Raw genomic sequence first — 7,419 nt, forward strand, 5'->3', positions numbered from 1 at the left:
TTTATAAATAGGTAACAAAAAACCCGCAACTTAGCGGGTTTTTTACTTTTAAACAGTTTTAAAGTTTATTTAAGTAGCTATTACTTATGGTACTTAGCACTTAGCTCATGTACTGCATTAATGAATACACCAGCATTTTCAGGGTCTACATCTGGTGTAATACCGTGGCCTAAGTTAAACACGTGGCCATTGCCTGTACCGAAGTCTTCTAAAATAGTGCCTACTTCTTGGCGAATACGCTCTGGTGTACCGTGTAACATAGATGGGTCCATATTACCTTGTAGCGCTACTTTATCACCCACACGGCGCTTAGCGTCGCTAATATTAATAGTCCAATCAAGACCAATTGCATCACAACCTGTTGCTGCAATAGCTTCAATCCATTGACCACCATTTTTAGTGAACAAAGTAACCGGTACTTTACGACCATCGTATTCACGAATTAAGCCATCTACAATTTTATGCATATATTGCAGTGAAAATTCGTTGTAATCGCGCGGGCTTAATACACCACCCCATGAGTCAAATACCATTAGCGATTGCGCGCCAGCTTTAATTTGAGCATTTAAATAATCAATAACTGAGTCAGCTAACTTATCGAGTAATAAATGAAGTGTTTGCGGCTCTGCAAACGCCATTTTTTTGATTTTACCAAATACTTTGCTGCTACCGCCTTCAACCATATAAGTTGCTAGCGTCCAAGGTGAACCAGAAAAACCAATAAGCGGTACTTCACCTTTAAGTTCACGACGAATAGTGCTTACTGCGTTCATTACGTAGCCAAGCTCGTCTGTAGGGTCTAACTTTGGAATTTTTTTAACATCAGCAAGTGATGAAATAGGACGTTCAAACTTAGGGCCTTCGCCAGTTTCAAAGTAAAGACCTAAACCCATCGCATCTGGAATCGTTAAAATATCACTAAATAATATAGCGGCATCTAACGGGTAGCGACGTAGTGGCTGCAGTGTTACTTCACATGCAAGTTCAGCATTACGGCACAGGCTCATAAAATCGCCCGCTTGTGCACGTGTAGCGCGATACTCTGGTAAATAGCGTCCTGCTTGGCGCATCATCCATACCGGAGTTACATCAACAGGTTGTTTTGCAAGTGCACGTAAATAACGGTCGTTTTTTAATTCGCTCATGGCGTAAATGATCCTAAGACTTGTATAAATTGTGCAAGATTGTACCACCATATTCTCCGACCCTCTATTGCTTAGGGACGAAAACAGCTTTACCTAGAGGCAGATCAATATAATGGCGTGCTTTAATCCATTTTGACTATAAAGTAAGCAAAAAAGAATAACATTTAAAACTTTTTATTAATATGTTTGCAACATTACAAAAACCTTGTTATTGTTTGTCCCGCGTTAACAAAAAAAATAATAAAAATCTTAAAACAATAAAAATAAATGTTTTAAAATAATAACAATAAAAATCATCTCATAAAAATAAGAAAGCTTGTTATAACAAGTCACTGAAAGAAATTAGACCACCGTAACTGGTGGTTTTTTCTTGCCTAAAATAAAATCCCTCGCCTTAGATTATATAAAAAGGTACACCCCTCAAAGTAGCTCAACTTTACTTGTTGATATACTCGCAAATTAAATATATCTTGATGTACATAAACTTATTATATTCTAATTGAAAGACCAACCCAGCTAGGAGAACAGTTATGCTGACGCGTGTAGAAAAAGCTCAACAAAAATGGGGTGGTAGCCACACAGTAATTGATAAATGGCTAAACGAACGCCAAGACCTTATTGTACTTTATTGCAAAATTGCAGGTTTTACGCCGTACGAAAAACAAGATCAAGCATTGCCAGAGCCAAAACTAATTGAATCATTTTGCCAACTTTTAATGGATTACCTATCTGCGGGCCATTTTGAAGTGTATGACGATATAGCAAAAGCATGTGAAAAAAAGGGCTTACAGAGCCAAGAGCTTGCAAACTCTATTTACCCGCGTATTTCCAGTACAACCGACATAGCGTTAGATTTTAATGATAAGTACGCTGAAGTAGACAAAGAAGACTTGTTAAAGGGTTTTGATGATGACTTGTCTGTTATTGGTGAGGCATTAGAAGCACGCTTTGCACTTGAAGATGAGCTTATTGATAACTTGTTTTCTAATCACGCAAACTAATATGTTATTTACGCATATTAAAAAAGGGACCTAAGGTCCCTTTTTGCATTTACACAATAAGCTTATTATTGTGCTGGTGCTTCTTCATTTTGAATTTCAAGTAATTCAACTTCAAATACAAGTGTTGAATTAGCTGGAATCTTACCTAAGTCGCGGTCGCCGTAAGCAAGTTCTGAAGGAATAGTGAACTTGTACTTAGAACCCACTGACATAAGTTGTAAACCTTCAGTCCAACCAGCAATTACGCGGTTAAGAGGGAAAGTTGTAGGTTCGTTACGTGCATATGAGCTATCAAACTCAGTACCGTCTAATAAAGTACCTTTGTAGTGTACTTTAACTACGTCTGTTGCTACTGGCTTTTCGCCATCGCCATCGCCTTCGCTAAGTACTTCATACTGCAGGCCAGACTCAGTTACTGTAACGCCTTCTTTTTTAGCGTTGTCAGCTAGGTATTTAACACCCGCTTCTTTGCTTTTTTCAGACTCTACTTTTGCTTTTTCTTCTTGCTTAGTACGTACTGATGTATCTAGTTCAGTTAATACTTCGCGAATTTTTTCTTCGTCAATTTTTGCATTACCAGCAAGTGCATCTTCAAAACCACGGATTAGAAGTGCTTGGTCTAGCTCAATACCAATTTCTGTTTTGTCTGCTAGGTCTTTATTTAAAAAGTTACCTACAGATGCACCAATACCGTATGCTTGTTGCTGTTCTACAGTGTCTAATTTAACTTCAGCTTGTTCTTTTTTTGCTTCTTGATTACAAGCTGTAAGCGCTAAAACTGACGCTGCAATCAATGACAATCTAATCGTCTTTTTCATTTTAAATCTCCGACACACTTTGCAGTTGTCATTTTAATGTATTATTACTAGTTAAAGATTAACGGCCCACATGATAGGCTGCTTGTTTAATGACTAAATTCCACATTGTTAGCTAAACTAAAAACATATCCAGTGATTAGACAAACAACCTAGGCATTTAACGCGTCCTAGTCTAACCTCTCAGTCACTAAGAGTTAAGGGGAAATACCTGTAATATGTCGATATTTCGTACTTTTTTAATCGTATTTAGCTGTTTTTTAGCCATCGCCTGTACCGATAAAAAGCAACACGCTGTAGCAAGTTACGAACATGCTGCACAAGGTGCGTTTTCATCAACACTTTCAAACGATGGTAAATACAGTTTGATCTCCTCTATCAACCATGGGGTCGCCCTGTGGGATAATCAACAGCAGGTACTAAAATACCAATGGTTTCAGCAGCAAGCTCAAGACAGTTTGGTATACGCCGTTGCTATTGCTTTTGATAACAGCGTGGCTGTTACCGCCGAAAAAACCACGTTTGCTGTGTGGGATATAGCCACAGGCAAAAATAAAGGTTATTACAAAATACAAAAAGCCAGTATTCGCGATATTGCTATTAGCAATCAAGGCCGTAGTGTTTTATACGGCCGTAGCGACGGCGTTGTCGTATTTGTAAACCTAGAAACCGGACGTCGTATTGAGTTTTTAGGTCATCAAGATAAAGTTAACACCGTTGACCTATCACCTAACGGACGCTACGCCTTAAGTGGCTCTAACGATTATGTTGCTTACTTTTGGGATACACGTACAGGGCAAGTAATTCATCGTTTTAATCACCCAACGCGTGTTACCCAAGTGACGCTCGATCCACAGGGTCGCTATGCGTTTACGGCCGACAGTATGGCACAAGCAAATGTATGGAAGCTGACTACAGGTGATCTTGTGAGTAAACTGAAGTATATTGCGCGTCAGAAAATTTTTACTGCTGTGCGTTTTAACGAACAAGGCACTTTGCTTGCAACCGGCTCGCCAAATAAGCGCGTAGATTTGTGGCAAATACCAAGCGGTGAAAAGATTCAAACTTGGCAGGTTACCCCGCGCGAAGGCAGTAAGCCTAAATCGGCGGTGGTGCTAGATGTGACATTTACAGATAACGGTAAGTCGTTGTTAACCGAAAGCTCCAGCGGTATCGCAGAGCGATTTATTATACGAGAGAATAATGAACACAATTGAACATCGCTTAATGGAACTTGAAGCCAAAGTGGCTTTTCAAGACGAAACGATTGAAGTCTTAAATGATGAAATAAAAGTGCACCAGCAACTGTTAGCAAAAATGAAACGCCAAACTGAGCTGCTAGCAGAGAAGATTAAAGAGTCGCAGTCATCATCGTCTATGATGTCTGAAGCACCTGAGCCGCCTCCACCGCATTACTAAAACCGGTAAAAATTAGGCAATAAAAAACCGGGTTAGTCGCCCGGTTTAAATACACCAATTACTTGTTCAAATTGGCGAGTAGACGCCTGAACAGCGTTATCGGGTTGCGCCATTTTATGACCACACTCAACACACTCTACTTTTTCAACATCATGTTCTCTGTATAGCATCATAGTATCCATGGCTTTGCAGTCAGGGCACGATGCACCAGCAATAAATCGCTTCTTTTGTCTCACAACATTTTTCCTGTGGTTTGAACTGCCGCTATTTTATCGTATAACTTCACTTGTTGATACGCTTGATAAGAGCATTAAGTTCTATGTTATGATAGCGCCAACTTAACAAGGGCACAGCAAAGTAACGCATTCATGATCCAAATCTCAGAAATAGAACTACTTCGTGGCGGTAAAGCCTTATTAAAAAACGCATCAGCTACGTTATTCCCAGAGCACAAAGTAGGCCTTGTTGGCGCTAATGGCTGCGGAAAATCAACGTTATTTGGTTTACTAAAATCAGAACTGCAATTAGATGCCGGTAACTGCAGCATTCCAAAAGATTGGTCTATTGCCTCTGTTAAGCAAGAGACACCTGCACTTGAAATAAGCGCGATTGATTATGTACTTCAAGGCCACCCAGAATACTACGCAATGCGCATAGCACTGCGTGAGGCCGAGAAAAACAACGATGGCGACACACAAGCCAAAGTACATATTCAGCTTGAAAACATTAAAGGCTACAGCATTGAATCAACCGCCGGTGAGCTATTACACGGCTTAGGCTTTGCCAATAACCTTATAGAAAACCCTGTCAGCTCATTTTCGGGTGGTTGGCGTATGCGTTTAAACCTTGCCCAAGCATTAATACGCGACGCCGATTTACTACTTCTTGATGAGCCAACAAATCACCTTGATTTAGATGCCGTTTATTGGCTTGAGCGTTTTTTACGTGCTTATACCGGCACCCTTGTACTTATATCACATGACCGTGAGTTTTTAGATGCGGTGGTTGATCAAATTTGGCACGTAGATAAGCAGCTTATCAACGTGTACAAAGGTAACTACTCGCAGTTTGAACGCCAAAAAGCAGAGCGCTTGCTACAACAACAAGCGATGTTTGATAAGCAACAAGATCAAATTGCGCACCTTGAGCAGTTTATAACGCGCTTTAAAGCAAAAGCCAGTAAAGCTAAACAAGCACAAAGCCGTGTAAAAGCACTTGAACGCATGGAAAAACTAGCGCCAGCACATGCCGACTCGCCATTTAACTTTGAGTTTGCAGAGCCAAAAGCATTACCAAACCCACTAATGACAATAGATAAAGCCAAAGCGGGTTATGGTGACGTCACTATTTTAAATAATATAGAGCTAAACCTTGTACCAGGTAGCCGAATTGCTTTACTTGGTCGAAATGGCGCGGGTAAATCAACGTTAATTAAACTGCTTTCTGGTGATTTAGAGCCGCAAGCGGGCGAAGTTATTCAGCACCATGGATTAAATATTGGTTATTTTGCGCAGCATCAGCTTGAATCTCTTGATTTAAAAGCCAGTGCAATAACGCACATACAACGACTAGACCCAAAAGCCACTGAACAATCACTACGTGACTTTTTAGGCGGCTTTGCCTTCATTGGCGATAAAGCGCTTGAGCCTGTAGCCCCGTTTTCGGGCGGCGAAAAAGCACGTTTAGTACTTGCCATGTTGGTATATCAAAAACCAAACTTATTACTACTCGATGAGCCAACTAACCACCTTGATTTAGAAATGCGCCATGCACTTGTTATGGCACTACAAGGTTTTGAAGGCGCTATGGTTACCGTATCGCACGATCGCCATATGCTTAAAAATACCGCCGATGAGTTTTACTTAGTAGATGACGGCAAAGTAACCCAGTTTGGTTACGACCTAGATGCATATTACCAATGGCTACTTAATGCGAATAAAGAAGCGGTTAAAGCGCAGCAAACCGACGAGCCTAAAGCAAACCCAGGTGTTAATCGTAAGGAGCAAAAGCGCTTAGAGGCTGAGTTTAGAAAAGCCATTCAGCCACTTAAAAAGCAAATTGAAAAGCTTGAAAAGCAACTCGATAAATTCACCGCTGAATTAAGTGAAGTTGAAGTGACCTTAGGTGATAACGAAATGTACAACGACGACAACAAAACCAAGCTTAAAGAGTTATTAGCCAAGCAAGCAACCCTTACGCCAAAACTTAACGACGTTGAAGAAGAGCTTCTTATGGCACTTGAAGAAATGGAAGAAAAAGAACAGGCATTCACCGATGAACTTGCTCAATAGCGACCATTTTTGGCAGTTTGCGTGCACTTTGTACGCAAAGCCTGAGCAACAAACAACCTTGCTGGCACTACAAAACCAGCAAGGAAAAAACGTTAATTTATGCTTATTGCTACTTTATTTAGATTCATTAAATTTAAGTATTAATACCCAACAGCTAAATGAGTTAACGCAAGTAGTTAGTGAATTTGATACTTATGCATTACAGCCTCTGCGCGCTGCTCGTAGCTATTTAAAAGCTAACCAGAATACGATAAGTGATTACGCCACAATACGCGCAGAGTTACTAAGCACTGAGCTAAAGCTTGAAAAACAACAGCAACATATGTTGATTGAAGCAGTAAATGAGTTTGAATTAATCGAGCATGCAGAACCAAACAATATTGAGCTGTATATGAAAGCCACTTAGGCTGCGACTTTTTATACCCTCCTCCACTGCTCATTCTATTTTCTTTGTGCAAAAAACCTTTAAGTAATTTATTCACAAAGAGGTTAAGAGGCGCTTCGCTTTTAGAGGAAAACAAACTAGATTACTTAGATAAAAATATAAATATTGAGCGGTTGTTTAGCTCAGCATTTTATTACCCTGCCCTAATTTTCTTCTCTTTTTCTTCTTTTTGCGCAAAGACCTTTAAGTAATTTACTCACAAAGAGGTTAAGAGGCGCTTCGCTTTCGGAGTTTTTCAAGTTAGTTGTCGCATCAAATTAAATTTTATGCCGCCCGCATTGCTTCTTTTTTCTCTGGATTTAA

The 7,419-nt window shown here is 40.0% G+C and carries 8 protein-coding genes; 5 read left to right on the plus strand and 3 right to left on the minus strand.

Annotated features, from left to right (window positions below; translation table 11 throughout):
• Window positions 1-80 precede the first annotated feature (80 nt).
• The gene (gene hemE / locus I6F50_RS12515; protein WP_002961084.1) at window positions 81-1,145 is read right to left on the minus strand and encodes a uroporphyrinogen decarboxylase; all 1,065 of its coding nucleotides are present in this window, start codon (window positions 1,143-1,145) and stop codon (window positions 81-83) included.
• Between the two features lie 530 nt (window positions 1,146-1,675).
• Here hemE and I6F50_RS12520 point away from each other — a divergent pair.
• Window positions 1,676-2,146 (plus strand): Rsd/AlgQ family anti-sigma factor, encoded by a 471-nt coding sequence (locus I6F50_RS12520; protein WP_007582240.1) that lies wholly within the window; start codon window positions 1,676-1,678, stop codon window positions 2,144-2,146.
• 65 nt (window positions 2,147-2,211) lie between these two features.
• Here I6F50_RS12520 and fkpA read toward each other — a convergent pair whose 3' ends face one another.
• Window positions 2,212-2,964, minus strand: coding sequence for an FKBP-type peptidyl-prolyl cis-trans isomerase (gene fkpA / locus I6F50_RS12525; RefSeq protein ID WP_197120231.1), 753 nt, complete (start codon window positions 2,962-2,964; stop codon window positions 2,212-2,214).
• A 215-nt stretch (window positions 2,965-3,179) separates the two neighbouring features.
• Here fkpA and I6F50_RS12530 point away from each other — a divergent pair, with 215 nt between their 5' ends.
• Complete coding sequence (locus tag I6F50_RS12530; RefSeq protein ID WP_197120232.1) at window positions 3,180-4,178, plus strand: WD40 repeat domain-containing protein; 999 nt, start codon at window positions 3,180-3,182, stop codon at window positions 4,176-4,178.
• Window positions 4,165-4,380, plus strand: coding sequence for a SlyX family protein (locus I6F50_RS12535; RefSeq protein ID WP_007378900.1), 216 nt, complete (start codon window positions 4,165-4,167; stop codon window positions 4,378-4,380). The genes I6F50_RS12530 and I6F50_RS12535 overlap by 14 nt, the downstream gene beginning before the upstream one ends.
• 32 nt (window positions 4,381-4,412) lie before the next feature.
• Here I6F50_RS12535 and I6F50_RS12540 read toward each other — a convergent pair whose 3' ends face one another.
• Complete coding sequence (locus I6F50_RS12540) at window positions 4,413-4,616, minus strand: YheV family putative zinc ribbon protein (protein WP_007378899.1); 204 nt, start codon at window positions 4,614-4,616, stop codon at window positions 4,413-4,415.
• 132 nt (window positions 4,617-4,748) lie between these two features.
• On the opposite strand from I6F50_RS12540, the gene I6F50_RS12545 reads away from it, so the two are divergent.
• Window positions 4,749-6,671 carry an ATP-binding cassette domain-containing protein gene (locus I6F50_RS12545; RefSeq protein WP_165741371.1) on the plus strand — a complete coding sequence of 641 codons (1,923 nt, stop codon included), beginning with the start codon at window positions 4,749-4,751 and terminating at the stop codon, window positions 6,669-6,671.
• The gene (locus I6F50_RS12550) at window positions 6,655-7,077 is read left to right on the plus strand and encodes a TIGR02444 family protein (RefSeq protein ID WP_165741370.1); all 423 of its coding nucleotides are present in this window, start codon (window positions 6,655-6,657) and stop codon (window positions 7,075-7,077) included. Before I6F50_RS12545 ends, I6F50_RS12550 begins: the two co-directional genes overlap by 17 nt.
• Window positions 7,078-7,419 lie beyond the last annotated feature (342 nt).

Source organism: Pseudoalteromonas sp. NZS127_1 (genome assembly GCF_015864295.1).
GTDB classification, from domain to species: Bacteria; Pseudomonadota; Gammaproteobacteria; order Enterobacterales; family Alteromonadaceae; genus Pseudoalteromonas; species Pseudoalteromonas arctica.

Bases quoted from the DNA above. Each gene is read 5' to 3' on its own strand.
- hemE (WP_002961084.1), bottom strand. From the start codon at position 1,145: ATGAGCGAATTAAAAAACGACCGTTATTTACGTGCACTTGCAAAACAA.
- I6F50_RS12520 (WP_007582240.1), top strand. From the start codon at position 1,676: ATGCTGACGCGTGTAGAAAAAGCTCAACAAAAATGGGGTGGTAGCCAC.
- fkpA (WP_197120231.1), bottom strand. From the start codon at position 2,964: ATGAAAAAGACGATTAGATTGTCATTGATTGCAGCGTCAGTTTTAGCG.
- I6F50_RS12530 (WP_197120232.1), top strand. From the start codon at position 3,180: ATGTCGATATTTCGTACTTTTTTAATCGTATTTAGCTGTTTTTTAGCC.
- I6F50_RS12535 (WP_007378900.1), top strand. From the start codon at position 4,165: ATGAACACAATTGAACATCGCTTAATGGAACTTGAAGCCAAAGTGGCT.
- I6F50_RS12545 (WP_165741371.1), top strand. From the start codon at position 4,749: ATGATCCAAATCTCAGAAATAGAACTACTTCGTGGCGGTAAAGCCTTA.
- I6F50_RS12550 (WP_165741370.1), top strand. From the start codon at position 6,655: ATGAACTTGCTCAATAGCGACCATTTTTGGCAGTTTGCGTGCACTTTG.